This is a genomic window from Mycobacterium persicum (assembly GCF_002086915.1).
In the GTDB taxonomy this organism is placed as follows: domain Bacteria; phylum Actinomycetota; class Actinomycetes; order Mycobacteriales; family Mycobacteriaceae; genus Mycobacterium; species Mycobacterium persicum.
Window position 1 is genome coordinate 4656889 of record NZ_MWQA01000001.1, and the last position, 25676, is coordinate 4682564.

The following is a 25676-nucleotide window of genomic DNA, read 5'->3' on the forward strand; positions in this document are numbered from 1 at the left end:
GCCGGACCCGTCGCCCCTACCAGACTGGCGGGTACGTGCCAGGATGGCACTGTGACAGAGACCCGGGTACTGGCGGTGGCCAACCAGAAGGGCGGGGTGGCCAAGACGACGACGGTCGCCTCGCTCGGCGCGGCGATGGTGGATAAGGGTCGGCGGGTGCTACTCGTCGACCTGGATCCGCAGGGTTGTTTGACGTTCTCGCTTGGCCAGGACCCCGACAAGCTACCGGTGTCCGTGCACGAGGTGCTGCTCGGGGAGGTGGAACCGAACACCGCGCTGGTGACCACCATGGAAGGAATGGCGCTGCTGCCGGCCAACATCGACTTGGCCGGCGCCGAGGCCATGTTGTTGATGCGTGCCGGCCGGGAATATGCGCTCAAACGGGCGCTGGCCAAACTCTCCGACCAGTTCGACGTGGTCATCGTCGACTGTCCGCCGTCGTTGGGGGTGCTCACGCTCAACGGACTCACGGCCGCCGACGAAGTCATTGTTCCGTTGCAGTGCGAGACGCTGGCCCACCGCGGTGTTGGACAGCTCCTGCGCACCGTCGCTGACGTTCAGCAGATCACCAACCCGAATCTGCGGTTGCTGGGGGCACTACCTACCCTCTATGACTCCCGAACCACCCATACCCGCGACGTGCTGCTCGATGTCGCCGATCGCTACGGCCTGCCAGTGCTGGCCCCGCCGATTCCGCGCACGGTGCGTTTCGCCGAGGCCAGCGCATCGGGCTCGTCGGTCATGGCCGGGCGCAAGAACAAGGGCGCGGTGGCCTATCGCGACCTGGCCCAGGCGCTACTGAAGCACTGGAAGTCGGGCAAGCCGCTGCCCACATTCGCTGTCGAGCTTTAGATTTGGCCGCGCGAACAGACACCGAATCGCATCCAAACACCCGGCGCTGTGCGATTGTGCGTCTGCTCGCCCCTGGCGGCGGGCGCCGGATTCAGCCCAATGCCACCACCGAGTCGCCACGCTGCTCGATCACCCTGGATCCCACCACGACCGGGATCACCGCCGAGCCGCTCGGCTGACGGTCCACCGGAATGTAACGGGTGTTGGCGCCGCTGACCGGATCGTAGACACCGATCGCGCCGGTGACCGGCACGATCAGCTGACCTGCCATCATCACCCCGGGTCCTACCGGCGCCGCCGTCTCGCCGGCGGCGATGGTGTAGCGCTGGGTCAGTTTGCCGCTGTCGAAAACCAGCAGTGCATCGCCGGTCCACCACGTCACCAGGTTGCCGCTCTGCGACACCGTGGCCTCGGGTGACGGCGGCTTGGGCAGCAGTGTGCTCGCCACGGTGGTCCCCGTCTCGTCGATCACGTCGACTCGTGGCTGCGCGCCGGATTCACCGGGCAGGTACACCGCGGTGTTGTTCTGCGAGACGATCAGTACCCGAGCGCCCGACCCCGGCCGAATCCCGGGTTCAGGCACGATCCGCTGTTCCGGCTCGTCCTCTTCCTTGCCGGGCCGTAGCAGGACCAGCCGCATATCGGCCTGGTTGGCGCAAGCCTCGAGAACTGCCACCGATGACGAACTGGCCGCGGCCGATTCCAGCGTGCACCCCGAGTGCAGACCCCGATTCGACGGTTTCACCCGGGCGTCGGTCTCGCCATAGGACAGCATCCGGACCATGTCGGATCGCCACAGCTCCAGGCGGGTTCTGCCGGCCGACAACACCGTCGTGCCGTCGGAGGATAGGCGTACCCGCGGGTCGGCGTAGCTGCTACGGGCGGGTCCGCGGCGTCCGGTCGACCCATCGATAGTGCTGACCTGACCGCACCCGCGGTCGTCGCGGTAGACGGCGACGGCGTAGCGGTAGACCCAGGTCACCCCGCACAGGTCGGTGTCGCGGGCGTAGCTCCACAGCGTCTCACCGGTGGCCGGATCTCGCCCGTCCACGTGGCGTCCGTCGCCGGTGACGACGGTCCCGCCGACCGCGACGGGCACGCGGCTGGCGGGGCTGGGCGCGCTCCAGAGCTGCTTCAGTGTGCCCGGGACCTCCCGGGCCGGCGTCGGGTTGGGCACCGGAGTCGCGGCCGGACGGCTGATGGTGGCCCGGGCGTCGCTGGTCCACCAGATCAGTGCCACAACCACGGCGATGACCACAACGATGGCCGCGGCGGCCAGCACATCGCCCCTGGTGCGCCGCTCCGGTTTGACCATGCTCGAGCGTGGGCCTCAGTTGGCCGAGGCGGTCGCGTTGTCCGGGACGCAGGCGGGCTTTGGGCGTCGACGCCGGCGCCGGGTGTTCCCGTTGGCCGAGGGGGAAGCGGACCCGGAACCGGACCCCGTCTCTGCGGCAGCCTCATTCGCCGGGCTGGTGGCGGGATGCCCGGTGACCGGTTTGCCGCCGCGGGTGCGCTGTCGACGCCTCGCGCTGGAGCGCGCGGTTACCGATGGCTGGCCTTCCTGATCGCTGGCACGGCGCTTGGGCTGCGATCCGCGCGGGGGACCGATGGTGGCCGCGGCCTCGGCGGGGATGGACAGCTCGGCATACAGGTGCGGTGAGCTGGAGTAGGTTTCGGCGGGGTCGGGGGAGCCCAGGCCCAGTGCCTTGTCGATCATCGTCCAGCGGTCCAGCTCATCCCAGTCCACCAGGGTGACCGCGACGCCGGTGCGTCCGGCCCGGCCGGTGCGCCCGATGCGGTGGACATACATCTTCTCGTCTTCGGGGCACTGGTAGTTGATGACGTGGGTGACATCGTCGATGTCGATGCCGCGCGCGGCCACGTCGGTGGCGACCAGGACGTCGATCTCGCCGGCGCGGAACGACTTGAGCGCCTTCTCGCGCGCCACCTGCCCGAGATCACCGTGCACGGCGCCCACCGCAAAACCGCGTTCGTTCAACTCGTCGGCAACCTTCTGGGCGGTGCGCTTGGTGCGGGTGAAGACCATCGTCGCGCCCCGGTCCCGGGCCTGCAGAATCCGGCTGACTAGTTCCACCTTGTCCAGGGCGTGGGCTCGATAGACGAACTGCTCGGTGGTGTCATGCACGGCCAGGGAGTGCGGTGCCTCGGCTCGGATATGTGTCGGCTGCACCATGAAGGTGCGGGCCAGGGTGATGATCGGGTCCGGCATGGTCGCCGAGAACAGCATCGATTGCCGCTCGGCCGGGATCTGCCGCAGGATGCGCTCGATGTCGGGTAGAAAGCCCAGGTCCAGCATCTCGTCGGCCTCGTCGAGCACCAGCACCGATAGCCCGCCCAGCTGCAGATGGCCCTGCTGGGACAGATCCAGCAGCCGGCCCGGGGTGCCCACGACGACGTCGGCGCCGGCGCGCAGCGCCTCGACCTGCGGCTCGTAGGCCCGCCCTCCGTAAATGGAGACCACCGCCAAGCGACGCGTTTCCTCGGCGGTGAGGTACTTGGCCGCAGTGGCCAGGTCGTCGGTGACCTGCAGGCACAATTCGCGGGTGGGCACCACTACCAAGGCCCGGGGGGTGCCGGTGAGGGGCCGCACGGCGGTTTCGGAGGTTATGCGCTGCAGCAGCGGCACGCCGAACGCGAAAGTCTTGCCCATGCCCGTTCGGGCTTGGCCGATCACGTCTTCTCCGGCCAGCGCCAGGGGCAGGGTGAGTTCTTGGATAGCAAAGGGATGCTCAATGCCCTTTTGCCGTAGTGCGCGCACAATTTCGTCGCGGACTCCGAGTTGGGCAAAGCTATGTTCGGTTGTGCTTTTGAGTGCGGTCATTAGGGGGGTGAAGAGCCTTTCGGTGACGAGTATCGGTCTGGTGTCGGTACTTCTTTGTCGCGGTTTCGTCGCGCGCACGAGTTCCGACTCCGATATGTCGCCGAGAGGCCGGCCCGCTGCTCGATCTGGGCGGGCGCAGCTACGTGCACGCACATTTCCCGGTAGTAGCAGCACAGATCCAGCCACTACCGAATCCCATGATAGCTGGTTGGCCAACTGCCACCGGTGTGCGAGTGGTTCCGGCGACTAGAGTGTTGCCATGACTTCGCCCACATCCGCCGATCAGGTGGCCGATTCGACCCGGCCACGGTTACCGGCGGACCATCCCGGCGTCAACGAGTTGTTCGCGCTGCTGGCCTATGGCGAGGTGGCGGCCTTTTACCGGCTGACCGACGAGGCGCGGATGGCGCCGAATCTGCAGGGGCGGATCTCGATGGCCAGCATCGCGGCCGCCGAAATGGCGCACTACGAGCTATTGCGCGACGCGCTGGAACGCCGCGGTGTCGACGTGGTGCCGGCGATGGCGAAGTACGTGTCGGCATTGGAGAACTACCACCGGCTGACGATGCCGAGTACGTGGCTGGAAGCGTTGGTGAAGACCTACGTCGGTGACGCGCTGGCCGCGGACTTGTACCTGCAGATCGCCGACGGACTGCCGGATGAGGTTGCCGATGTGGTGCGCGCGGCGTTGGCCGAGACCGGGCACTCCCAGTTTGTGGTCGCCGAGGTACGTGCGGCGGTCACCGCCAGCGGCAAACAGCGCAGCCGGCTCGCGCTGTGGTCACGCCGCCTGCTGGGCGAGGCCATCACGCAAGCTCAGTTGTTGCTGGCCGATCACGACGAGCTGGTCGACTTGGTGGTAGCTGGCTCCGGTGGCCTGGGCCAACTCAGCGCCTTCTTCGAGCGTCTGCAGCAGACACACGACCAACGGATGCGCGAACTCGGTCTGGCCTGACCGCTGTCAGCGAGTGCACGTCGCCAGGATCGAGTTGGTGGTCGACGCCACGACCGGCTGACCCTGGGCGTTGACGATCACACAGTTGAGGCGGCTGTAGATGCTGGTCGCCACCACGGACTCGGTCTGCACGCCGGGGTTCAACACCACCATCTTGGTCCACGGCAGCGCCACATTGAACTCGGTGACGGGAAAGCCCCGCTCGTCGGTGTAGACGACGTTGACGATGTCGAGGAGTTGCTTGGTCCCGGTGACGCTGTAGAAGACGGCGCGGGGACTCAGCGCGGCCGACGGCGGTGTGCCCGGCTGCGGCGGCGCGGCGGTCGGGATTCGCGTCGGCGCAGCGCTGGGAATCGTCACCGTGGTGACGGTCTCGGGGGCAAGTTGCGGCCCCGACGTACCGGGCCGTGCGCTGGTACTCGGCGGGGGACTCGATGACGTGCCGGGCGGGGCCGTCGACCGCGGCGTGGTGGAGACCACCGTCCTGGGCGTTGGCGCTCCCACCGGCGCTCCCACCGTCGCTTTTGTCGTGGCGCTGTCGCCGCTGTTGATGATGACTGCGGTCGCGACGGCGCCGAGCGCCACCACCACGCCGAGGATGGCGGCGACGGGGCGCCACCGGCTCTCGGTCGACCAGACCAGTTCGCCGTAGTCGCCGTCCTCGTAGCCGTCCTCGTCGTAGCCGTAGTCATCGTCGGCCTCGGCGGCATGGTTTACCTCGTCCGGGTAGCCCCGGGCGTCGCGGGAGTCTCGCGACTCTCGAGAATCTTGGTACAGGGTGTGATACATGTTGCTGATGGGGCTGATGTTATCGATGCCCCGCGATGACCGGTCGGTGCCGGTTGGCGTGTCGGGCCGTGTTAGACCCAATCGTGATGATGGCGCTAGGGGCTGGGGGTACGGTCGGCGCCGGCAGCGTCTACTAGCCTGCTGCTGAAACGCCTGCGACTTCAATACCAACGGAAGGGGCCCCCGTGGAGGTCAAGATCGGTATCACGGACAGTCCGCGCGAGCTGGTCTTCGCCAGTGCACAGACCCCCGATGAGGTCGAAGAACTCGTCGCCGCAGCGCTGCGTGAGGATTCGGGTCTGCTGAGCCTCAGCGACGACCGGGGCCGTCGGTTCCTGATTGATGCCGCCAAGATCGCCTATGTCGAAATCGGCGTCGCCGACGCCCGCCGGGTTGGGTTCGGAATCGGCGCAGACGCCGCGCGGCACTAGGAGCGGGCAAGCGGCACGTGCGACAGACCGCCCCAGGCGAACTGCACGGTGCCTTCGACGGCGTCCGATTTTGAGATCGGCCGGTCGGAATCCAGCCAGTACCGGGCACAGTCGACGCTCAAGCCGACCAAGCCCACCGCGATCATCCGGGCGCGGTGTGGGTCCAGTCCCGAGTCCTCACTGATCAGGGCGAACACCGCGTCGATGCATGATTCGGTGGCTACTCGCACCTGAGCGGCGACCTCGGGCTCAGTGACATAGTCGTTCTCGAAGATCAGCCGGTACCCCTGGCCGTCGTGATCGATGAAGTCGAAGAATGCCTGCACTGCCGCGTGCAGTCGCCCGCGGTTGTCGGTGGTGGTGCGCAGCGCCTGCTGGACGCCGCACACCAAATTGTCCACATGCCGCTTGAGTACCGCCAAATACAGTTCCAGCTTGCTCGAAAAGTGCTGATACAGAACAGGCTTGCTGACACCAGCGCGGTCGGCGATCTCGTCCATGCCGGCGGCATGGTAGCCGCGGTCGACAAAGACGTCGCTGGCCACGACAAGCAACTGGCCACGGCGCTCATCGCGGGGCAGCCGATTGCCTTTGCGGTTCTGGGCCGGAACCTCCACCGGCCGCATCCGGTCGGCCGATCTGACGGCACGCCGTTGTGCAGCTTTGGCGAGATCGCTCATCGGTCCTCAATCTGATCGTGCTGATTCGCGGGCAACTTGCCATCCCCGCGCCCGCACGGTTTATCGCAAGACATTACTACCCGAGGCGCCCTCCGATCCGAACAGACATCGTCGACGCTGGTTGAAGGGGTCGAGCGGGCGTATTCGGGCGCGCCAGGGGTGGCAGTCACGGCCGACTGTGCCATCCTGGGGAAATGACGTCCACCCGCCCGCCGGGCAGCACCGCTCGGGTGCCGGTGCTGCGCGAGCCGTGGCGTGAACCGCTGCGGGCCCAGCGTGACCCGCTCGGGCAGGCCGCCGGACGGCCGCGCGTTGACCGCGACAGGCCGCGCCAATGGCGCAAACAAACCTGGCTCGGGCGGTTCGTGTCGACCTACGGCTGGCGGGCGTATGCGCTGCCGATCCTGATGGCCCTCACCGCGGTGGTGGTCTATCAGACGGTGACGGGGACGACATCACCCAAGTCGGCGGTGGCGGCCACCATTCATGACCCGCCCTCCATCGGGTCGGTGGGGACGGTGATCATCGATACGCCGCCGCGCGGTCTGGCCGCATTCGACGCCAACCTGCCGGCCGGAACACTGCCCGATGGTGGCCCGTTCACCGAAGGGGGCGAAAAGTCATGGCGGGTGGTTCCGGGAACCACGCCGCAAGTTGGGCAGGGTACGGCAAGGGTCTTCAAGTACACCGTCGAGATCGAGAACGGGCTGGACCCGACGATGTACGGCGGCGATAACGCGTTCGCCCAGATGATCGACCAGACGCTAGCCAATCCCAAAGGCTGGACCCACGATCCGCAATTTGCGTTCGTCCGGATCGATGGAACCGACAAGGCAAAGCCCGACTTCCGCATTTCGCTGGTGTCACCGCTGACGGTGCGTGAAGGGTGCGGTTACGAGTTCCGGCTCGAGACCTCCTGTTACAACCCGTCTTTCGGAGCGGACCGGCAAGCACGTGTTTTCATCAACGAGGCTCGCTGGGTCCGCGGAGCCGTCCCGTTCGAAGGCGATGTCGGGTCCTACCGGCAGTACGTGATCAACCACGAGGTCGGCCACGCCATCGGGTACCTGCGTCACGAGCCGTGTGACAAGCAGGGCGGCCTGGCGCCGGTGATGATGCAGCAGACGTTCTCCACATCCGACGACGATGCAGCCAAGTTCGACCCCGAATGGGTGAAGGCGGACGGCAAGACTTGCCGATTCAATCCCTGGCCATACCCGATCGCCTGACCACGGGCCCGGGAAACAACACCGCCCGTCTGGGTGTTGATCTCATTGCCGTCGGTTCGGATAGCTGCTGTGATGGGTCCTAGACGATGCCCTGACAGTGCCCTGACAACCTGCACAGAGGAGAGGTTCGGTGTCGACATCGCTGCCGCCCCTAGTTGAGCCCGCACCGGCGCTGAGCCGTGAAGAGGTGGCCCGTTACAGTCGCCATCTCATCATTCCCGACCTGGGTGTCGACGGGCAGAAGAGACTCAAGAACGCACGGGTGCTGGTAATCGGGGCCGGCGGCCTCGGCTCACCGGCGCTGCTTTATCTGGCTGCCGCGGGCGTCGGCACCATCGGCATCATCGACTTTGACGTCGTCGACGAGTCCAACCTGCAGCGCCAGATCATTCATAGCGTCGCCGACATCGGACGGTCCAAGGCCCAGTCGGCACGTGACTCGATCGTCGCGATCAACCCGTTGATCGACGTGCAACTGCACGAGTACCGGCTCGAGCCCGGCAACGCCGTCGAGCTGTTCGGGCAGTACGACCTGATTCTCGACGGCACCGACAACTTTGCCACTCGGTATCTGGTCAACGACGCCGCGATCCTGGCCGGCAAACCGTACGTCTGGGGTTCCATCTACCGCTTCGAGGGCCAGGTGTCGGTGTTCTGGGAGGATGCGCCCAACGGGCTGGGGCTCAACTACCGTGACCTTTACCCGGAGCCGCCGCCGCCCGGCATGGTGCCCTCCTGTGCAGAAGGCGGCGTGTTGGGCATCATCTGCGCCTCGATTGCGTCGGTGATGGGGACAGAAGCGGTCAAGCTGATCACCGGGCTTGGGGAGACACTGTTGGGCCGGCTGATGATCTACGACGCGCTGGAGATGACCTACCGCACGATCAGGATCCGCAAAGACCCGTCGACGCCCAAGATCACCGAGCTGGTCGACTACGAACAATTCTGCGGCGTGGTTTCCGACGATGCCGCGCACGCGGCCAGCGGATCGACGATCACTCCGCGGGAATTGCGTGCGCTGATGGATTCCGGCAAGAAGCTGGCGCTGATCGATGTCCGCGAGCGTGTGGAGTGGGACATCGTGCACATCGACGGAGCGACACTGATCCCGCAGTCATCCATCAAATCGGGTGAGGGTCTGGCCAGGCTGCCCCAGGACCGGATGCCGGTGCTCTACTGCAAGACGGGTGTGCGTTCGGCCGAGGCATTGGCCGCGCTGAAGAAGGCGGGTTTCTCCGATGCGGTCCACCTGCAGGGCGGAATCGTGGCGTGGGCCCGGCAAATGCAGCCCGACATGGTGATGTACTGAGCCGGATCCTACCGCTGGGCCAGACGGCCGGTAGTGAACCCCATTTGTCGGGCTCTCAGCGGGTCGTGTCGACCCGCTGGGTCGCCCGACTAGGCTGACCCGTGTGAGTGTCGAGCCACCGCCCGAGCACGTACTGGCGGCGTTTGGTTTGACCGGTGTGCAGCCCGCCTCGTTGGGTTCCAGCTGGGAAGGTGGCTGGCGGTGTGGCGAAGTGGTGTTGTCCATGGTGGCCGACCATGCCCGCGCGGCTTGGTCCGCGCGGGTGCGCGAAACGTTGTTTGTCGACGGGGTCCGGTTGGCCCGGCCGGTTCGCTCGACCGACGGCCGGTACGTGGTTTCCGGCTGGCGGGCAGACACTTTCGTCGCCGGCACTCCTGAGGCCCGACACGATGAAGTCGTCTCGGCGGCGGTACGCCTGCACGAGGCCACCAGCAAGTTGGAACGGCCGCGCTTCCTGACCCAGGGGCCCACGACGCCGTGGGCGGAAGTAGACGTCTTCATCGCCGCCGACCGCGCGGCATGGGAGGAGCGGCCGCTGCAGTCCATTCCGCCCGGTGCCCGGTCGTCCTCGCCGACAGCGGATGCCGAGCGATCGATCGATCTGATCAATCAACTTGCCACACTGCGCAAACCCACCAGGAGCCCCAACCAGGTGGTGCACGGGGATCTGTACGGCACAGTGCTTTTCGTGGGAGCAGCGGCACCCGGGATCACCGATATCACGCCGTACTGGCGGCCCGCGTCGTGGGCGGCCGGGGTGGTCGTCGTCGATGCGCTGTCGTGGGGAGAGGCCGATGACGGACTCATCGAGCGGTGGAGCGCGCTGCCGGAATGGCCACAGATGTTATTGCGCGCGTTGATGTTTCGGCTAGCGGTGCATGCGCTGCACCCGCGTTCCACGGCGGAGGCGTTTCCCGGTCTGGCCCGCACCGCGGCGCTGGTCCGGCTAATGCTCTGACAGCCCAGGTGGGAACTCGTAACGCACCTGACCCAGCGGGACTCTGCCGTCGGTGCTGAGCACACCTTCGGCACGCAACAGCTCCAATTGCCGCGTGGTCAGGTGCCGCGCCGGGCGTCCGGAGGCGGTGATCACCCGGTGCCAGGGCAAATCCGCGGAGTCGGTCCGCATGATCCAGCCGACGATGCGCGGACTGGAAAGTCCAGCCACCGAGGCGATGTCACCGTAGGTCGCGACCCTACCGGGCGGTATGGCGGCAACCAGGGCGCGCACCCGCTCGATTTGCTCGTCGGTCACCGGTGCCATGACGAGGGTGTTGCCAGGCGTTGGCGGATCAGCGCGGCAACCTCAGCGGGCTTGGCTTGAGGCACCATGTGTCCACAGTCGAATTCATGCAGCACCAGATCGGTTCCCAGCCGTTGACGGAGGGCGGCGACGAGCTCGTCGCTGACATAGCGCGGATCAGCTCGCCCCGCACGCACCAGCGTTGTCGGGATTCCGGCTGCAGGCAGCACGATGTCCCGAGCGAGCTCGCTCCAATAACACACCATTGCCGGCAGACTCATCCGCCAGCCATACCGTCCGCTCGGTAAGGCGACGAGGTGCTCCGCGAGTTCGGCGTCGAGCACGGCGGGGTCCACATCGGCCCAGGCTCCGGTCGCCTTCTCCGCGCGCGCCGCGGCCGGGTGGGGGTAATCGGGGAACGCCACCATCCCATCGACCACCTCGCGTACCCGCGATCCATCCAGACCGACGGCCGGATCGAGCAACACAAGCGCTGCTACCAGATCCGGACGGACCACCGACAGCCACAACGCGACAGCACCGCCGAACGAGTGTCCGACCACCACAACCGGTCCGGCGCCCTGTTCATCGAGCAGTGCTGCCAGCGCCGACACATTGGCATCGATGGTCCACGGGGCCGCCCACGATGACCTGCCGTGACCCAACAGATCAGGCGCGGCGATGGCGGCCTCGGGCAAATGGTTGGCCAATAGTTCCCAGCACTGCCCATGTTCGGTGACTCCGTGAATCGTCAGTACCTGGACAGGGCCGGACGGCCCGTAGCGGTGGACGTGGAGGTCGGCAGTCACGTGTCGATGGTGCCAGGTCAGGTCGCCGCGGGCCGTCGAAGGGGCTCGTGGGCGGCTAGATCGGCTGCGCGCTAGCGGTCGAGGTCCGCGTCGTCGTCCGATACCGGAACGATGTAGGCCTGATCGATCACGTCGGCTTCGTTGGCTTCGCGATCCGCGGCATCGCTGAGGTAGGCGGTGTCCAACCCCGCTTCGTCGTCGAAATCGACGGTGCGGTGCTGCTCCGCCGCGTCCGCTTCGGGAATCTGATCCTGCGGACCTACCCCGTCGGCATTGCCCATAATCGATACTCCTGCTATAGCTCTCCGGCTGCTGGCCGGCCTCGTTGGCCCGCAGTCCGGGTTTGTCGCACGGCCACTGCGTGTTGGCGGCTTCTCGCTGAGTCTTCCAGAGCTTCCCGATCAACCATTAGGAACAGTGCCGACCAGTTACCTGCATTGTGCCATCTGCTCATCGGTTGGCTGTGATGCCCTATCGCTTCGGGCCCGTCGTTGTCGCGGGGCCACTCGGTGGCGGCTCGCCGCATTGGAGTGCGGCGTCGCTGAAATACGGTGTACGCCAGGAGGATCGATAACGGCTGCGGCTACTGAATCGGAAAAATTTCCGTTGGGATGCTTGCGCGCGGCCGGTCGAGGTGGTAGATAGAACCTATGACCATCAACATAGATAATCGTTGCGGCTAGGAGGCGAAATATGATGTTGATGCGTTCAGATCCATTCCGTGCATTCGACCGCTGGACCGAGCAAGTGCTGGGCACTCCGGCGCGCCCGGCCGTTATGCCGATGGATGCCTGGCGAGAAGAAGACCAGTTCATCGTCGAATTCGACCTGCCGGGCGTGGACCCTGACTCGCTCGACCTCGACGTCGAACGCAATGTGCTCACGGTGCGCGCGGAGCGCCCCGGTCTTGACCGCGAGCGAGATGTGGTCGCGGCCGAACGGCCACGCGGCGTCTTCAGCCGGCAGCTGTTCCTGGGCGACACCCTCGACACCGACAGAATCGGGGCCAGCTACCACGACGGCGTGTTGCGCCTGACCATTCCGATCGCGGAACAGGCCAAGCCACGCCGCATCGAGATCAGCCACAACGGGGAGCGCACACCGATCAATGCCTGACGGTGCTCGGTTTCCCACTTTTGGTTGCAACGGATCTCGACGAGGAGGTGATGACGCCGGATTGAAATCTGTTTGACGCTTGCGGCCCTCCGTGCCGTCTGTCGCCACAATCGACGCGCGACTGAGTCCGTAACCGCAGCGCATTGCCACCCAACGTGGTTGAGGTGAGGCTGCGCGGAGGGTGCCGGTAGAAGTGGGCGCGCCCCCGACGGCGCGCCCACTTCCAGCAGCAACCCGCCATCACTTACGAAAGGCGCGGTGCTACTCGATGATTGACCCGTACGCAGTCCTCGGCGTTTCGCCCACGGCGACGCAGGCCGAGATAACCCATGCCTACCGGCGCCTATTGCGCTGGTGCCACCCGGACTTGCGGTCCGGCGAACCGGACTCGGGCGCCGACGAACGGCTGCGGCAAGTCCTGTCGGCTTACCGCGTGTTGCGCGATCCGCAGCTGCGCAACGACTACGACCGCGCGGTCGCTCGCGTCCGCAAACACCGGCCGACGGCTCGAATCGCGGTCAGGCGCAATGACTCTGCCCACGTCGGTGCGGCGTTGTGGGCGGGGCCAGTGCGCTGGCATCGGTGACGGCCGGCTGCAGGCCGCGTTCGATCGCCGTTGGGGCCGCTCGAGCAGTTGAGATCGAACCCCCCGAGGGGCTTCGCCGGCTCTGGCCGCCGGAGATTGTCAGACCCTCGTGGTTGCATGCGGCTATGTCGGCTATGTCATTGAGCTGGGGTGCCGAGGCGCGCGAGCTGCTGGTGCCGGGAATGCGCGGGCCGATGCGCGTGCTGGGCGGCCCGGGGACCGGTAAGAGCAGCCTGCTGGTCGAGGCCGCGGTTGCGCATATCGCCGCGGGTGCCGATCCGGAATCGGTTCTGCTGCTTACCGGCTCAGGGCGGCTGGGGATGCGCGCACGTAGCGCGTTGACGTCGGCGTTGCTGCGGTCGAGCAGGATTGGATCCGGCCGGTCCGCGGTCCGCGAGCCGCTGGTGCGTACCGTCCACGGCTACGCCTATGCGCTATTGCGACGCAACGCGGAGCGTACCGGAGACGGGCCGCCGCGCCTGCTCACCAGTGCCGAACAGGATGCGATCATCCGCGAGCTGCTAGCCGGCGACCTCGAGGACGCAGCGGCCTCCCAATCCGCCTGGCCGCAGCATCTGTGGCTGGCGCTGAGCACCGCGGGATTCGCCAACGAATTGCGAAATCTGTTGGCACGCTGTTTCGAACGCGGCGTAGACCCCTCGGAGCTGGAGCGGCTCGGCCCGCGCTGCGGCCGCCCGGAATGGATTGCCGCCGGCCGGTTCGCCCGCCAATACGAGCAGGTGATGTTGCTGCGCTCGGCGGCCGGGATGGCGGTGCCACAAGCGACGGCACGGGCATTGGCGGCCGCCGAACTCGTCGGGGCGGCATTGGAAGCCTTCGCGGTCGATCCGGGACTACTGGCAGCCGAGCGCGCCCGGGTCCGGCTGCTGCTGGTCGACGATGCTCAGCAACTCGATCCGCAGGCAGCCCGGCTGGTCCGGGCGCTGGCCGCGGGCACCGAACGTGTCGTGGTGGCGGGTGACCCGAACCAGGCGGGATTCGGTTTCCGCGGCGGCGAGCCCGCCGGGTTATTGGGCGGGGCTGTCGAAGACGGACGCTTAGTGACCTTGACGGTGTCGCATCGCTGTGCGCCCGCGGTGGCGCGTGCCGTCAGTGGCATCACCCGACGGTTGCCCGGTGGCAGCGCCGGAAAGCAGATCGACGGCATCGGGGAACAGGGCGGTTCGGTTGCCGTGCGGCTGGCCGCCTCGGCGCATGCCGAAGCCGCGATGATTGCCGATACGCTGCGACGAGCCCATGCGATCGACGGGGTGCCGTGGTCGCAGATGGCGGTGATCGTCAGGTCGGTGCCGCGGGCCGCCGCGCGGCTGCCCCGGGCGCTGGCAGCGGCCGGAGTTCCGGTGGCCATGCCGGCGATCGGCGGGTCGTTGTCGGCGGAGCCCGCCTCGGCTGCGCTGCTCACGGTTTTGGCCGCGACCGCCGACGGGCTCACCGGAGAGCGGGCATTGGCGCTGCTCACCGGGCCCATCGGCCGCGTCGACCCGGTTTCGCTTCGCCAGCTGCGGCGGACGCTGCAGCGCGGCCGGTCCGGCGATTCATCGGGTGATTTCGGTGACGTACTGGCACAAATACTTTCCCCCGAAGCCGAATCGCGCCCGCAGTTCTCAGGTCCGCAGGCCGGCCCACTGCGGCGAGTGCGTGCCGTGCTCGCCGCGGCCGAACGGTGTCACCGTCAGGGTCAAGATCCGCGATACACGCTGTGGGCGGCGTGGGACCGCTCAGGTCTTCAAAGTCGCTGGCTGGCAGCCAGCGAGCGCGGCGGCTCGGCGGGTGTCCAGGCCACGCGGGATCTGGAAGCGGTGACCGCCTTATTCGACATCACCGACCAGTACGTCGCCCGAACCTCGGGTGCGTCGCTGCGCGGACTCATCGAGCATGTCACGGCTCTGCAGCTGCCGCCCGTCACCGCCGAGCCGGTATCGCAGGCAGAACAGGTGACGTTGCTCAGCGCGCACGCCGCCCTGGGGCACGAATGGGATCTCGTTATCATCGCGGGACTGCAGGAAGGGCTGTGGCCCAACACAATTCCGCGTGGTGGCGTGTTGGCTACCCAGCGGTTGCTTGATGAGCTCGACGGCGTCACCCAAAACGCCTCTGCCCGGGCGCCGCTGCTGGCCGAGGAACGCCGGCTCTTGGTGGCCGCCATGGGTCGGGCCCGGCGCCGGTTGCTGGTGACAGCCGTCGACAACGACGCCGACGGAGGCGGCCGGGAACCGGCGCTACCGTCGGCATTCTTTTTCGAGATCGCCCGGTTGGCTGATTGTGGCGGCGAACCAGCGGCGGCGCAGCCGGAGCCGGCACCGCGTGTCCTGTCGGCCGCGGCGGTGGTGGGTCGGTTACGGGCTGTCGTGTGTGCACCAGACGGCACGGTCGATGACGCTGCACGGGCATGTGCGGCAACGCAATTGGCGCGGTTGGCCAAGGCCGGTGTGGCAGGGGCCGACCCGGAAGGGTGGCACGGGCTGATCCCGGTGAGCACCAGTGAACCGCTGTACGGCAGTGGGGATGTCGTCTCGTTGACCCCGTCGAGCCTGCAGACGCTGAGCGAGTGCCCGTTACGGTGGCTGACCGAACGCCACGGCGGAGCCAAGCCGCGTGAGCTGCGCTCCACCGTTGGTTCGGTGCTGCACGCGCTGATCGCCGGTCCGGGCCGCAGTGAAGCTCAACTACTGGCCGAGTTGGACCGGGTGTGGCAGCGGTTGCCCTTCGACGCGAGCTGGTATTCGTCCAATGAGCTTGCCCGGCACCGCGCGATGATCCAGTCGTTTGTCGAGTGGCGGGCGCGTACCCGTGGTGAGTTGACCGAGGTCGGCGTCGAGGTCGAGGTGGACGGCGTCCTGCGGACCCGCCGCGACGACGGCGGAAAGATCCGGCTGCGCGGCCGCGTCGATCGGCTCGAACGCGACGGTGCGGGTCGGCTGGTGATCGTCGACGTCAAAACCGGCAAGACGCCGGTGAGCAAGGACGATGGCCAACAGCATGCGCAGCTGGCGATGTATCAGCTGGCGGTCGCCGAAGGGATGGTGCCCGCAGGCGACGAGCCCGGTGGTGCGCGTCTGGTCTATCCCGGGAAGTGCGGGACGACCGGCGCTGCCGAACGCGAGCAGGATCCGTTGACGCCGGCCACTCGTGATCGATGGCGCGCTCTGGTGCGGCAGGCCGCCGAGGCGATGGCCGGGCCGCAGTTCATCGCCCGACGCAACGACGGTTGCACGAACTGCCCGATCCGGCCGTTTTGCCCGGCACACACCGACAGGTCACCGCTGTGAAAAATGCCCGCTACAGCCCCGCCGAATTAGCTTGTGCGCTGGGGCTTTTCCCGCCCACGGAGGAGCAGGCGGCCGTGATCGCCGCGCCGCCGGGCCCACTGGTGGTCATCGCCGGGGCCGGAGCCGGCAAGACCGAGACGATGGCGGCGCGGGTGGTGTGGTTGATCGCCAACGGCTACGCCGAACCCGGCCAGGTGTTGGGCCTGACGTTCACGCGTAAGGCCGCCGGCCAACTGCTGCGCCGCGTCCGGTCTCGACTGGCGCGGTTGGCCGGGCTGGAACCCGGCGCGGCGGCGTGCGAATCCGCGGCCACTCCGGTGGTCAGCACGTACCACGCGTTCGCCGGGTCGTTGCTGCGTGACTACGGATTGCTGCTGCCCGTCGAGCCCGACACCAGGTTGGTTACCGAGTCAGAGCTGTGGCAGCTGGCGTTCGAGGTGGTCAACGGATATCGCGGTGAGTTGCATACCCAGAAGACCCCGGCGGCGGTCACGGCGATGGTGCTGCGGTTATGGAGCCAGCTCGCTGAGCACCTGGTGGACACCGGGCAACTCCGCTACACCCACGTTGAGCTGGAACGACTGGTGCACACCCTGCCGGCGGGTCCCTATCAGCGCGACCGCGGCCCCAGCCAGTGGTTGCTGCGGATGCTGGCCACCCAGAATGAGCGCGCCGAGTTGGTGCCATTGCTGGATGCGTTGCTCGAACGCATGCGGGCCGGGAAGGTGATGGACTTCGGGTTGCAGATGGCGTCTGCCGCGCGGCTGGCGGCGTCGTTCCCGCAGGTCGGTCGCGAACTGCGGAACCAATTCCGGGTGGTGTTGCTCGACGAGTACCAAGACACCGGCCATTCCCAGCGGGTCGCCTTGTCGTCGTTGTTCGGCGGCGGAGTCGACGACGGGCTGGCGCTCACGGCGGTCGGGGACCCGATCCAGTCGATCTACGGCTGGCGCGGTGCCTCGGCGACGAACCTGCCACGCTTCACCACCGACTTCCCCCTCTCCGACGGCACACCAGCGCCGATTCTGGAGCTGCGGACCAGTTGGCGTAACCCGCCGCGAGCGCTGCACCTGGCAAACGCCATATCTGCAGAGGCGCGCCGGAGATCGGTCGCGGTGCGGGCATTGCGGGCACGTCCGGACGCCCCGCCCGGGACCGTTCGCTGCGCACTGCTCCCCGATGTGCAGGCCGAACGTGACTGGATTGCCGACCATCTTCAGCGGCACTACTTGCGGGCTCGGGTCGATGGGGTCGGCCCGCCTACCTCAGCCGTTCTGGTGCGCCGCAACGCTGACGCGGCACCCATCGCCGATGCACTGCGTGCTCGCGGGATCCCGGTCGAAGTGGTTGGGCTGGCCGGCCTGTTGTCCATTCCAGAGGTCGCCGACGTGGTGGCCATGCTGCGCGTGGTGGCCGAGCCGACGGCTGGAGCCGCGGCGATGCAGGTGCTGACCGGTCCCCGCTGGCGGCTCGGTGGCCGGGACCTGGCAGCGTTGTGGCGGCGCGCACTGGCCCTGGCGGGCGGCCCCAACGAATCTTCGCCCGAGTCGATTGCGGCGGCAGCCGGCCCTGACAGCGACACCCCCTGTCTGGCCGACGCGATCAGCGACCCGGGTCCGGCCGACTGCTACTCGGTGGCAGGCTACCGGCGCATCGTGGCGCTGGCCGGCGAACTGAACCTGCTGCGTGCGCAACTCGGCCATTGCCTACCGGATCTGGTTGCCGAGGTGCGCCGCGTGCTGGGCGTCGATTGCGAAGCCCGCGCCAAATCCGGCGCTGCCGCACAGTGGTCCGGCACCGAGCATCTCGACGCCTTCGCCGACGTGGTAGCGAAATACGCCGAGCGGGCTACCCCGTCGACCACGGAAGTGCCGGCACACGCGTCGGTGGCTGGTCTGCTGGCCTACTTGGACGTGGCCGCAGAAGTGGAAAACGGCCTGCCCCCCGCGCAGCCCGCGGTTGCCCGCGACAGGGTGCAGGTGCTGACCGTGCATGCCGCAAAGGGCTTGGAGTGGCAGGTCGTGGCGGTTGCCCACCTGTCGGGTGGCGTTTTCCCGTCAACCGCGTCGCGAAGCACCTGGTTAACCGACCCCGGTGAGCTACCGCCACTGCTGCGCGGCGACCGCGCCTCGACCGGGGTGCTCGGTATCCCGGTCCTCGACACCTCGGCGGTGACCAATCGAAAACAGCTGGCGGACAAGATCTCCGAGCACCGTCATCAGCTCGATCAGCGACGTGTCGATGAGGAGCGCCGGTTGCTATATGTGGGAGTCACTCGTGCCGAGGACACCCTGCTGATATCGGGTCACCACTGGGGCGCTACCGGGGTCAAGCCGTGCGGGCCGTCGGAATTCCTCTGCGAAGTCAAAGACATCATCGATCACTCGATTACGGCCGGCGAGCCGTGCGGGACTATCGACCAGTGGGCTCCCGCACCGGCTGAAGGTGAGCCTAACCCGTTGCGGGACAATGTTATCCAAGCAGTCTGGCCAGCCGAGCCGCTGGGCGCGCGGCGCTCTGACGTGGAACGCGGGGCCCGGCTGGTGGCTGAGGCGACAGCGGCCGAAGTGGTCGGCGCCGGGGACGCTGACGCCGAGGGGTGGACCCATGACGTCGATGCGCTACTGGCCGAACGTGCGCGCACGGTGCAACCGCCGGCCCGCGAGCTGCCGGGCCAATTGTCGGTCAGCGGTCTGGTGGAGCTGGGCCGCGATCCTGCCAAGGCACGGCAGCGGCTAGCCCACCGTCTGCCGTCGCGTCCGGATCCGCAGGCATTGCTGGGCAACGCCTTTCACTCCTGGGTCCAGCAGTTCTACGGAGTCGAATTGCTGTTCGATCTCGGTGACCTTCCGGGTGCCGCCGACTCCGACGCAAGCAACGCCGAGGAGTTGGCCAAACTGCGAGCGGCGTTCACCGCATCGCCCTGGGCTGCTCGCACCCCGATCGCGGTAGAAGTGCCGTTCGAGATGCCGATCGGCAACACCGTGGTTCGCGGCCGCATTGATGCGGTGTTCGCCGACCCCGACGGCGGCGTCACCGTGGTTGACTGGAAGACCGGTGAGCCGCCACGCGGGCCGGAAGCCAGGCGGCAGGCCGCCGTCCAGTTGGCCGTCTACCGGCTGGCATGGGCAGCGCTGCTCGGCTGCTCGGAGTCATCGGTACGCACCGCGTTCTACTACGTCCGCAGTGGCATCACCGTTGTTCCCGATGAGTTGCCCGACGGTGCGGCGTTGGCTGCGCTGCTGGCTGACTCCGCTCACCCTTGCGACACCTGATCGTGGTTACATGTGTCTCGTGCCTGTGTCGTGCTTTGGGATCAGCCGATGACGGATTCCCGTGGCAAAAGGTAGTTGGCGGCGGCTGAGGCGTCTCGACGAGAGGTTGACGGTCCAGCCGAGTTACGCACTCGTCGGCGTGTTGCGCATTCCTTCGGGTCGGGCCAGTCCCGCGCGCATCATTACCCGCCGAGTGGCGATTGCCCTGGCGGCGTTGTTGGTCGGCGCCATTACCGTCTACGTCGATCGGGACGGATACCACGACTCACAGGGCGACGAACTGACGTTCCTGGATTGCCTGTATTACTCGGCGGTGACGTTGTCGACGACCGGTTATGGCGACATCACGCCCATTTCCGAATTCGCGCGCGCGACCAACGTCTTGATCATCACGCCGCTGCGCATCGCGTTCCTGATCCTGTTGGTCGGGACGACGCTCGAGGTGGTCACGGAGACGTCCCGGCAAGCACTGAAGATCCAGCGTTGGAGGAACAGAGTGCGCAACCACACCGTCGTCATCGGCTATGGGACCAAAGGCAAAACGGCGATTACCGCGATGCTCGGTGACGAGGTGGTCCCGGGTGAGATTGTCGTCGTCGACACCGACCGGGCGGCCCTGGACCGCGCGGCGGCGGCGGGGTTGGTCACCGTATATGGCGACGCCACCAAATCCGACGTGCTGCGGTTGGCCGGTGCTCAGCATGCGGCCTCGATCATCGTTGCCGCGAGCCGTGACGACACGGCGGCGCTGGTGACTTTGACCGCCCGCGAGATCTCGCCCAAGGCCAAGATCGTGGCTTCCATCCGGGAGGCCGAAAACCAGCATCTGCTCGAGCAATCGGGGGCGGACTCGGTGGTGGTTTCCTCGGAGACGGCGGGCCGATTGCTTGGCCTTGCCACCACCACTCCCAGCGTTGTGCAGATGATCGAGGATCTGTTGACGCCGGATACCGGGCTGGCGATTGCCGAACGCGAGGTGGAGGCGAGCGAAGTCGGCGGTTCTCCGCGGCATCTGGGAGACATAGTGCTAGGCGTCGTCCGCAACGGACACCTATTGCGTATCGGAATGCCCGAGGTGGACGCCATCGAGGCCGACGACCGTCTCGTCTACGTCCGCAACACGGGGCACTAGTGGCGATCGTCGACTTCCGGCTGCGGGACGTTCCATTCCTGTCGCGTATCGGCGCGGACCGAGCCGACCACTTGCGGACCGATGTCGACGCCGCGGCTGCCGGCTGGGCCGATGCGGCGCTACTGCGGGTGGATTCGCGCAACCAGGTCCTGGTTGCCGATGGCCGAGCGGTGCTGGGTTCGGCGGCCGCGCTGGGCGACAAGCCACCGCCGGAGGCGGTGTTCCTGGGTCGCATCGAGGGCGATCGCCACGTCTGGGCGATCAGGGGCGAACTGGAGCCCCCCGAGGGGGTGGAGGTCGATGTAGTGGACCTTCGCAGGCTCGGCAAGATCTTCGATGACACCAGCAGCCAATTGGTGTCGTCGGCGTTGGCGTTATTGAACTGGCATGACACCGCGCGATTCAGCCCCGTCGACGGCACCCCGACCAAACCCGCCAGGGCCGGATGGTCACGGGTCAGCCTGATCACCGGTCGCGAGGAGTTTCCCCGTATCGACGCGGCGGTGATCTGCCTGGTTCACGACGGCGGTGATCGCGCGGTATTGGCCCGCCAAGCGGCATGGCCGCCGCGGATGTTCTCTCTGCTGGCGGGCTTCGTCGAGGCGGGTGAATCGTTCGAGGTATGCGTGGCCCGCGAGATTCGTGAGGAAATCGGTCTGACCGTCCGTGATGTGCGCTACCTGGGCAGCCAACCCTGGCCGTTCCCGCGCTCGCTGATGGTGGGCTTCCATGCCGTAGCTGACCCGGATCAAGATTTCTCATTCCACGACGGCGAGATCGCCGAGGCCGGCTGGTTCACCCGCGACGAAGTGCGTGCGGCGCTGGACGCGGGCGACTGGACAACCGCCGCATCGGAGTCGGCATTGCGGCTACCGGGGTCCGTCTCGATCGCCCGGATCATCATCGAATCCTGGGCGGCGGCGCGCGATTGAACTGCCGCGATCGAACTACGTGACGCGATCGCAGATCGCGTCAAGCACGGTATTGGCGATCCGTTCAGCCGGTTCGATGCCCAATACGCCGACAGACATCAACACCGCATTCTTGACGCGATACAGATGGCTCCAGCCTTGGTCGGTGATCCGCAACGTGGCAGGGTCCGGCTTGTCCACGTTGAACGTGTACTTGGGGTCATGTAATGCCATGCACGCGTTCAGCGAAGCTTCCAGCTGGTCGAGCGCTGCGCGCGCTGCATGCGCGTCCGGGTAGATGGCAACGGCTTGACTGACCGAATCCACCAAAGCCATGCCGCCGGGGCGAATTTCGTCGGTGACGCCGCTGTAGCCGGCACTCCGGAACTCTATCCAGCCGCTGGCGAAGGTGAGATCACTGGTCCCGGCCGCCCGGCAGGGGCCCGGCGCGTTCAGGTCGCCTGGTGGCGGATGACGCAAGTCCGCGTGTGAATGTGCGGTCAGTTCCTCGTAATTGGCGATACGCCGTACCTCTTCGATGCTGATGATCAACGCATCGGCACCCGATTGCGGCGTGGCGGCGGTGGCGGTGCTCGGCTTCGCTGATGTGCCCTTGTGCGAGCATGCCGTGATCACGAGTAGCGCAGTGCAGATGATGAACAGTGACTTGCCCGTGCCGGCAAGGGCGGCGCGAATATCTGCCGCGTGCCGCGTCAGCCGCAGCGCCAGATATGTCACGCTCGAGCGGGTTGAGCCGGTTGGCCTCATCGTTGATAGCCGTTTTCTGCGGACCGCCGTCCGCCGTTGGGTGGCGCTTATGGTGCCGGCGAGTTGTGCCCGGAGGTCGACGCCGTAACTTTTATCGTACGGGCGACCGGACCTCTTGTTGGGCACCTTTGCGCAGGCGACGGGCCGTGTCTTGGCCCCGGGTGAACGGCCGACACCGGGCCGCCTCAGCCGCCGACTTCTGCCAGCTTGGCTTTGACCACGTGTGCGCTCGGGTTGGTCAGCGTTGAGCCGTCGGCAAACCTGACCGTCGGGACCGTCCTGTTGCCGCCGTTGACCGAGGCGACAAACTCCGCGGCCGCGCCGTCGTGCTCGATGTCGACCTCGTCGTACGTGATCCCCTCTGTCTTGAGCGCCGTCTTGAGCCGGAAACAGTAGCCACACCATGACGTCGTGTAGATGGTGAGCGCAGCGTTGGTCATAGCTGGTAAACGTAGCCCGGCGGCCATCCGGGTCATGGAGGGGGCCGTGGGATGGGCAGAAGCGAGGGCATCGCCGGTTTACCCGGGCAGCCTTGGGGGGCAGGCGGCACCGGCGACGACGCAGGCCGCGGCGCGTCGAAACGCCCGGCTTGTCGGCCGCCGCTGCCAAGATGGACGCTATGCCGATGGTCGCCGACGCACTGACCGCCGCACTGGACGACCAGCAGCGCCAAGCCGTATTGGCTCCACGCGGACCGGTCTGCGTGCTCGCCGGAGCCGGAACCGGGAAGACGCGCACCATCACGCACCGGATCGCCCGGCTGGTCAGCAGTGGTCATGTGGCTGCCGGTCAGGTACTGGCCGTGACGTTCACCCAGCGTGCGGCGGGGGAGATGCGCGCCCGGTTGCGCACACTGGGCGCCGCCGCGCAGGTCGGTTCGGGCGTCGGCGCGGTGCAGACGCTGACCTTTCACGCGGCGGCGCATCGCCAGCTGCGGTACTTCTGGCCACGCGTGGTCGGTGACATCGGCTGGCAGTTGCTGGACACCAAGTTCGCCGTCGTGGCCCGCGCGGCCAGCCGCACCAGGCTTCAGGCCAGCACCGATGACGTCCGGGATCTCGCCGGCGAGATCGAGTGGGCCAAAGCCTCGCTGATCGGCCCCGAGGATTACCCGAGCGCGGTGGCGGCCGTGCGCCGGGACACCCCGTTGGACGCGGCACACATCGCGGCGGTCTACTCCGAATACGAATCCCTCAAAGTCCGCGACGACAGCGTCACCCTGCTCGATTTCGACGATCTGCTGCTGCACACCGCGGCCGCTATCGAAAATGACGCCGCGGTGGCCGAGGAGTTCCGGGATCGCTACCGCTGCTTCGTCGTCGATGAATACCAGGACGTCACACCGCTGCAGCAGCGGGTGCTGTCGGCGTGGTTGGGGGATCGCGACGATCTGACCGTCGTCGGCGACGCGAATCAGACCATCTACTCGTTCACCGGAGCCTCCCCTCGCTTCCTGCTCGACTTCTCCCGCAGGTTCCCCGACGCCACGGTGGTGCGCCTAGAGCGTGACTACCGGTCCACTCCGCAGGTGGTGTCGCTGGCCAATCGGGTGATCGAAGCCGCGCGGGGCCGGGTCGCGGGCAGCAAGTTGCGGTTATCCGGCCAGCGTGAGCCCGGTCCCGTCCCGTCGTTCCAGGAGTATCCCGACGAGCCCGCCGAGGCCGCCGCGGTGACGGCGTCGATCGGCCGGCTGATCGAAGCCGGTACTGCGCCTTCGGAAATCGCGATTCTGTACCGGGTCAATGCACAGTCGGAGGTCTACGAGGAAGCGCTGACCGAAGCGGGAATCGCCTACCAGGTACGCGGCGGGGAGGGGTTCTTCGACCGTCAGGAGATCAAGCAGGCGCTGGTCGCGTTGCAGCGTGCCGCCGAACGGGGTACCGACGCTGCATTGGCCGACGCGGTCCGCGGCGTTCTGGAACCGCTGGGGTTGACGGCACACGAGCCGGTGGGTGCGCGCGCCCGGGAACGCTGGGAGGGGCTTACTGCATTGGCGCAACTGGTCGACGACGAGGTGGCGCAGCGTCCGCATTTACAGCTTCAGGGACTGTTGTCCGAGCTTCGGGCCCGAGCCGACGCCCGGCATCCGCCGGTGGTGCAGGGCGTCACCCTGGCGTCGCTGCATGCGGCCAAGGGCCTGGAGTGGGATGCGGTGTTTCTGGTCGGATTGGCCGACGGCACCTTACCCATCTCGCACGCGCTGGCGCACGGTCCCGACAGTGAGCCGGTCGAGGAAGAGCGTCGCCTGCTCTATGTCGGAATCACCAGGGCCCGAGTGCATTTGGCCCTCAGCTGGGCGCTGGCTCGGGCGCCGGGCGGTCGCCAGAGCCGTAAGCCGTCGCGGTTCCTCAACGGCATTGCGCCGCAGACGCGTGCCGAACCGGGGCCGGGCAAAGCCCGTCGCAACCGGGCCTCCGCCCGCTGCCGGGTCTGCAACAAGGAGCTGACCACCCCGGCGGCCGTCATGCTGCGGCGATGTGAAACATGCGCAGGCGACGTTGACGAGGGGTTGCTGCTGCAGCTGAAGTCGTGGCGGCTGAACATCGCCAAGGAACAGAACGTGCCGGCCTACGTCGTCTTCACCGACAACACCCTCATCGCCATCGCCGAGATGCGCCCCGACGACGACGAGGCGCTCATCGCCATTCCGGGTATCGGTGCCCGAAAGCTGGAACAGTACGGAGCCGACGTGCTCGACATGGTCAGGCAGGCTCGCTGAGCAACGAAACCGCAGGTCAGAAAATCGGTTGTGATTGGCGGCCGTGACCGATTACCCTCGAAACGCACTTCGCTGCCGGCGTTGAAGGCTGGCAAATCGGCAAACGGTACGAGAGGAGGGTGGCCACGATGCTCGACATCAACATGTTCGGTGTGAGCGTGGCTGCCCCGGCGTCAACCGCGGCAACCCCTCATGCCGCCGCACCGGCGGCAGCGGCTAAGCACCGCGTCGCCGCCGCGACCGACGCGTCCGTGGATCGGAGCTCAACGTAGACACTGCGTAGCAGCCCCAGATTTGCCGAATGGCCACGGACCCAAGTCACCAGGATCCGTGGCCAAACTTGTTGGGGGGCAACCTCCCTCACCTGGTCCGGATCACCTTCGAAAGACAGCCCCAAGACCAGGAAGCAGGTGAGCCAGAACATGTCAGCACTGACAGTCCCCAAAAATCGGCTGCCGGCGTTGCCATGCCATGTGGGTAATCCCGACCTATGGTTCGCCGACACCCCAGCTGATCTCGAGCGCGCAAAAACGCTGTGTACCGGCTGCCCGGTGCGGCGCGAATGCTTGGCGGCCGCGCTGGAACGTGCCGAGCCATGGGGCGTCTGGGGCGGCGAGATTTTCGAGCGCGGCGCGATCGTGAGCCGCAAGCGTCCGCGGGGGCGTCCGCGCAAGGTCGCCGCTTAGCAGGCCGGGCCCGGCTCGCCGAGAGCCGGGCCCAGCTTTGTGGAGACATCGACG

Annotated in this window: 23 protein-coding genes; 14 read left to right on the top strand and 9 right to left on the bottom strand. The window is 67.0% G+C overall.

Annotated elements, in window-relative coordinates; genetic code table 11:
• Positions 1–51: 51 nt before the first annotated feature.
• A complete protein-coding gene (locus B4U45_RS21275) occupies positions 52–852 on the top strand; it encodes a ParA family protein (RefSeq protein ID WP_023371712.1) in 801 nt (266 codons plus the stop codon).
• A gap of 91 nt (positions 853–943) precedes the next feature.
• Here the strand turns inward: B4U45_RS21275 and B4U45_RS21280 are convergent, their stop codons facing one another.
• A complete protein-coding gene (locus B4U45_RS21280) occupies positions 944–2167 on the bottom strand; it encodes an Rv3212 family protein (protein ID WP_075548307.1) in 1224 nt (407 codons plus the stop codon).
• A gap of 15 nt (positions 2168–2182) precedes the next feature.
• Positions 2183–3694: a DEAD/DEAH box helicase gene (locus tag B4U45_RS21285; protein ID WP_075548306.1), complete on the bottom strand. Its 1512-nt coding sequence runs from the start codon at positions 3692–3694 to the stop codon at positions 2183–2185.
• Between the two features lie 259 nt (positions 3695–3953).
• Between B4U45_RS21285 and B4U45_RS21290 the strand changes: the two genes are divergently transcribed.
• Positions 3954–4649, top strand: coding sequence for a ferritin-like fold-containing protein (locus B4U45_RS21290; RefSeq protein ID WP_075548305.1), 696 nt, complete (start codon positions 3954–3956; stop codon positions 4647–4649).
• A 6-nt stretch (positions 4650–4655) separates the two neighbouring features.
• On the opposite strand, the gene B4U45_RS21295 is transcribed toward B4U45_RS21290, so the two are convergent.
• Positions 4656–5234, bottom strand: coding sequence for a threonine AND proline RICH protein (locus B4U45_RS21295; RefSeq protein ID WP_089025047.1), 579 nt, complete (start codon positions 5232–5234; stop codon positions 4656–4658).
• A gap of 389 nt (positions 5235–5623) precedes the next feature.
• Here B4U45_RS21295 and B4U45_RS21300 point away from each other — a divergent pair, with 389 nt between their 5' ends.
• Entirely contained in the window at positions 5624–5869 is a 246-nt protein-coding gene (locus tag B4U45_RS21300) for a DUF3107 domain-containing protein (RefSeq protein ID WP_075548304.1), read from the top strand.
• On the opposite strand, the gene fasR is transcribed toward B4U45_RS21300, so the two are convergent.
• Positions 5866–6549 (bottom strand): HTH-type transcriptional activator FasR, encoded by a 684-nt coding sequence (gene fasR / locus B4U45_RS21305; RefSeq protein WP_075548303.1) that lies wholly within the window; start codon positions 6547–6549, stop codon positions 5866–5868. The genes B4U45_RS21300 and fasR overlap by 4 nt on opposite strands.
• 194 nt (positions 6550–6743) lie before the next feature.
• Here fasR and B4U45_RS21310 point away from each other — a divergent pair, with 194 nt between their 5' ends.
• The 3 genes from B4U45_RS21310 to B4U45_RS21320 all read left to right on the top strand — a co-directional run bounded on the left by B4U45_RS21310 (position 6744) and on the right by B4U45_RS21320 (position 10045).
• Positions 6744–7778: a DUF3152 domain-containing protein gene (locus tag B4U45_RS21310; RefSeq protein ID WP_075548302.1), complete on the top strand. Its 1035-nt coding sequence runs from the start codon at positions 6744–6746 to the stop codon at positions 7776–7778.
• A 130-nt stretch (positions 7779–7908) separates the two neighbouring features.
• Positions 7909–9087, top strand: coding sequence for an adenylyltransferase/sulfurtransferase MoeZ (moeZ, locus tag B4U45_RS21315; protein WP_075548301.1), 1179 nt, complete (start codon positions 7909–7911; stop codon positions 9085–9087).
• A gap of 103 nt (positions 9088–9190) precedes the next feature.
• Positions 9191–10045, top strand: a complete 855-nt coding sequence (locus tag B4U45_RS21320) for a TIGR02569 family protein (RefSeq protein ID WP_023371734.1) — start codon at positions 9191–9193, stop codon at positions 10043–10045.
• On the opposite strand, the gene B4U45_RS21325 is transcribed toward B4U45_RS21320, so the two are convergent.
• From B4U45_RS21325 to B4U45_RS21335, 3 genes are all read right to left on the bottom strand, one after another.
• Entirely contained in the window at positions 10034–10351 is a 318-nt protein-coding gene (locus tag B4U45_RS21325) for an MGMT family protein (protein WP_075548300.1), read from the bottom strand. The genes B4U45_RS21320 and B4U45_RS21325 overlap by 12 nt on opposite strands.
• Positions 10339–11139 (bottom strand): alpha/beta fold hydrolase, encoded by an 801-nt coding sequence (locus B4U45_RS21330; RefSeq protein WP_075548299.1) that lies wholly within the window; start codon positions 11137–11139, stop codon positions 10339–10341. Before B4U45_RS21330 ends, B4U45_RS21325 begins: the two co-directional genes overlap by 13 nt.
• A 71-nt stretch (positions 11140–11210) precedes the next feature.
• On the bottom strand, positions 11211–11420 hold the full coding sequence (locus B4U45_RS21335) for a hypothetical protein (RefSeq protein WP_075548298.1): 210 nt from the start codon (positions 11418–11420) through the stop codon (positions 11211–11213).
• Positions 11421–11832: 412 nt separating this feature from the next.
• Here B4U45_RS21335 and B4U45_RS21340 point away from each other — a divergent pair, with 412 nt between their 5' ends.
• From B4U45_RS21340 to nudC, 6 genes are all read left to right on the top strand, one after another.
• On the top strand, positions 11833–12255 hold the full coding sequence (locus B4U45_RS21340; protein WP_075548297.1) for an Hsp20/alpha crystallin family protein: 423 nt from the start codon (positions 11833–11835) through the stop codon (positions 12253–12255).
• 268 nt (positions 12256–12523) lie between these two features.
• On the top strand, positions 12524–12841 hold the full coding sequence (locus B4U45_RS21345) for a J domain-containing protein (RefSeq protein WP_075548914.1): 318 nt from the start codon (positions 12524–12526) through the stop codon (positions 12839–12841).
• Between the two features lie 134 nt (positions 12842–12975).
• On the top strand, positions 12976–16131 hold the full coding sequence (locus B4U45_RS21350; RefSeq protein ID WP_244899419.1) for an ATP-dependent helicase: 3156 nt from the start codon (positions 12976–12978) through the stop codon (positions 16129–16131).
• Entirely contained in the window at positions 16128–19406 is a 3279-nt protein-coding gene (locus tag B4U45_RS21355) for an ATP-dependent helicase (RefSeq protein ID WP_240316595.1), read from the top strand. The genes B4U45_RS21350 and B4U45_RS21355 overlap by 4 nt, the downstream gene beginning before the upstream one ends.
• A gap of 61 nt (positions 19407–19467) precedes the next feature.
• The gene (locus tag B4U45_RS21360) at positions 19468–20538 is read left to right on the top strand and encodes a potassium channel family protein (RefSeq protein ID WP_083153877.1); all 1071 of its coding nucleotides are present in this window, start codon (positions 19468–19470) and stop codon (positions 20536–20538) included.
• On the top strand, positions 20538–21470 hold the full coding sequence (nudC, locus tag B4U45_RS21365; RefSeq protein WP_075548911.1) for an NAD(+) diphosphatase: 933 nt from the start codon (positions 20538–20540) through the stop codon (positions 21468–21470). The genes B4U45_RS21360 and nudC overlap by 1 nt, the downstream gene beginning before the upstream one ends.
• A 15-nt stretch (positions 21471–21485) precedes the next feature.
• Here nudC and B4U45_RS21370 read toward each other — a convergent pair whose 3' ends face one another.
• Both B4U45_RS21370 and mrx1 read right to left on the bottom strand, forming a co-directional pair.
• Positions 21486–22145, bottom strand: a complete 660-nt coding sequence (locus B4U45_RS21370; RefSeq protein ID WP_075548933.1) for a sensor domain-containing protein — start codon at positions 22143–22145, stop codon at positions 21486–21488.
• A 257-nt stretch (positions 22146–22402) separates the two neighbouring features.
• Entirely contained in the window at positions 22403–22657 is a 255-nt protein-coding gene (mrx1, locus tag B4U45_RS21375) for a mycoredoxin Mrx1 (protein WP_075548910.1), read from the bottom strand.
• A gap of 179 nt (positions 22658–22836) precedes the next feature.
• On the opposite strand from mrx1, the gene B4U45_RS21380 reads away from it, so the two are divergent.
• Together B4U45_RS21380 and B4U45_RS21385 are read left to right on the top strand one after the other, a co-directional pair.
• Positions 22837–24936 carry an ATP-dependent DNA helicase UvrD2 gene (locus B4U45_RS21380; protein WP_089025048.1) on the top strand — a complete coding sequence of 700 codons (2100 nt, stop codon included), beginning with the start codon at positions 22837–22839 and terminating at the stop codon, positions 24934–24936.
• A 422-nt stretch (positions 24937–25358) separates the two neighbouring features.
• Positions 25359–25622, top strand: a complete 264-nt coding sequence (locus B4U45_RS21385; RefSeq protein ID WP_075548932.1) for a WhiB family transcriptional regulator — start codon at positions 25359–25361, stop codon at positions 25620–25622.
• Positions 25623–25676 lie beyond the last annotated feature (54 nt).